The following is a 2,441-nucleotide window of genomic DNA, read 5'->3' on the forward strand; positions in this document are numbered from 1 at the left end:
GTGGCGTACCGGGCCATATTCGTTCGGATAATGGGCCGGAGTTCATCGCGAAGGCTGTGCAAGCCTGGATCACCGCGATCGGCAGCAAAACCGCCTATGTCACGCCAGGCTCACCGTGGGAGAATGGGTACGTCGAGAGCTTCAACGCGCGTCTGCGCGACGAACTCCTGAATGGCGAGATCTTCTCCACACACAAGGAGGCGCAGATCGTGATCAAAAGCTGGAGGCGTCACTACAACGGCGTGCGCCCACATGCATCGCTGGGATACCGGCCGCCGGCACCCGAGGTGTTCGTGCCAGCGTTCTCCGCTTGGCCAGCTGCGCTCTGCGCTCACCCGACCAGCTCCGCCGGCCAAGCTACCCGTGGTGGAGCGGCCTACCGCGCACTAACTTTACCCTTGGACCACCGCGTGGGGGCCGATCACAGCTTGCCGTGCAAAATTATTTTTGAAATTTGAAATATATTTCAACTTTGGCTAGTATATCTGCCTGCAGTGCTGAGTTATCCGGCGTAAGTGCGTAGCACTCTTGCACCGCATGCTCGTGCACTTTTTCAAAGGCTTCGGCGTCGGTAGCTCGAAGATGATTGATGACGGATCTTAAGGCGATTTGAAGCGAAAGAATTGAGTTTCTTTCGAAATTTCCGCTGTCCATGTGGTCTCCTTAAAGTACAGATTTGGATAGACGAAGCGCGTTAATCTCTTAGCCCCATCATGGCAACCCAGCTGGACCCGCGGCGTAGCGTAACAATGAGACGCAGGCATGACCGCCGCCCCCCCTCGGTGATTTTCCCGCCTGCAATGCCATTGTCTGAAAAGAAAATAGTGATGTTTTGCATAAATTACGGCGGCGATCAAAGCACTGTTTAATTCATATTAGCCGTTTTAAGCGCTGATGGTCGCCATTTGCAACCCGATCGATGTAGGAGTTCTGCCATGAGATCCAATTTAGTAATTCTCTTGTGGGTTGACATCTGCGAGGCATATCGGCGCCTAGGCCGCAGAAAATAGGCACAAAGAAAGGTGCGGTCGGATGATCGCGGCCCAGCCTATATAATCCTCCTCGAATTTCACGGTTTTTTCGCAGTGCGCATGAAAAGGTCACGGTGACGTGGTTTCGATAGGCCAATTCATGGATGGAACACTTTTGTATTAATCCCTTTTAGGCTACGTCATCGACTTATTCATCAGCCAGGCCGGCCATCCATTCATCGTTGGCTATGTTCGACCGGAGGACGCCGTCCCGATTGCGGCGCGCCAAGCTCTGCCGTCTATAGCCGATGCGTCAAGTATTTTGCCTATATTCGAAGCTTTGGCAAGACCGTAAATCTGCATCTTCAGGTCCGTTGCTTCTACCGCCACTATCCTGCTTGCTGACGGCGCACCTTCGTCGTACCGCTGTCGCGACCTCTCCCGCCACGGGTACAATGCACCAATCGGCTCGCCCGGACGCAGATCCGACTGGGGCTCGCGTTGTGTGGGAAAGCTAGCATACAGCTCACAGTGCATATGGCCATGGCCGAGGCCATGCAGGCCACCGCCGCAGACCTCTTCGATTTAGTCTATGTCGACCAGGGTGCCAACAACGAGAAGCCAGTCAAGTCCGCGCACTAGCACGACATTGAACTGGGGGGACGTCATGCTGTCTGAGGCCAAGTGCGGCTTTGTCCTGCTGTCGAGACGCTGGGGGTGGAACGATTTTGCGTGCGCAACGCGCCCCCCCTCTTCAAATTTCTATAAATTCATGCCATTATATATTTAATAATCATTACATTATCCTATTCGTGTATAGCATGCTACGATAGGCTTATGGCCCGGTGGGTAGCTTAATCCGGTCTCTAGTAAGCATGTTTCAAACTAAATAACCTACGGGGAAATTTCAGTTGATTCGCCCAATCGCAACTTAATCTGTCAACTGCCCCACCGCGAGACACCCTGTGCCCGTTCACCTCGACATTGCTTATCCCGACAACAACCTGATCGAACTTTCGCCGGTCTTTCTGGCCGAAAGCAGCGGCTCGGTCGAGGTCAGGGGCCGCGGTAACCACCTGCGGGTCGACGCTCCGCTCCTCCCCAATGCCGCCCGCATCGTGCTCGGCGGTGGCGCTACCGTGACCGTGGGCATGGATTCCAACCTCAACCGCTCCGCTCCTCCCCAATGCCGCCCGCATCGTGCTCGGCGGTGGCGCTACCGTGACCGTGGGCATGGATTCCAACCTCAACCGCCTCGAGATCCATGCCCTCGCCGAAGGCGCACGGATCGAGATCGGGGCATGGGCGTCCTTTAACGGACATTCCCAGATCACCGCGCACGAGGCGGCCTCCATCCGGATCGGTCATTTCTGCCTGTTCGGGACCGACTGCCGGATCAGCGCCAGCGACGTCCACAAGGTCCTCGATCTCGAGACCGGCGAACGCCTGAACCCCGCCGGCGACATCGCC

General features: G+C 55.9%; 1 protein-coding gene and 2 pseudogenes. 2 read left to right on the plus strand and 1 reads right to left on the minus strand.

The window, feature by feature from the left end:
- A pseudogene (locus ASF39_RS20650) lies at positions 1 to 390 on the plus strand (integrase core domain-containing protein); the annotation flags it as partial.
- 51 nt (positions 391 to 441) lie between these two features.
- Here the strand turns inward: ASF39_RS20650 and ASF39_RS21380 are convergent.
- Positions 442 to 654: a hypothetical protein gene (locus ASF39_RS21380; RefSeq protein ID WP_156648490.1), complete on the minus strand. Its 213-nt coding sequence runs from the start codon at positions 652 to 654 to the stop codon at positions 442 to 444.
- Positions 655 to 2,204: 1,550 nt separating this feature from the next.
- Between ASF39_RS21380 and ASF39_RS12860 the strand changes: the two are divergent.
- A pseudogene (locus ASF39_RS12860) lies at positions 2,205 to 2,441 on the plus strand (acyltransferase); the annotation flags it as partial.

Source organism: Methylobacterium sp. Leaf108 (genome assembly GCF_001423265.1).
Classification (GTDB): domain Bacteria; phylum Pseudomonadota; class Alphaproteobacteria; order Rhizobiales; family Beijerinckiaceae; genus Methylobacterium.

Bases quoted from the DNA above. Each gene is read 5' to 3' on its own strand.
- ASF39_RS21380 (WP_156648490.1), bottom strand. From the start codon at position 654: ATGGACAGCGGAAATTTCGAAAGAAACTCAATTCTTTCGCTTCAAATC.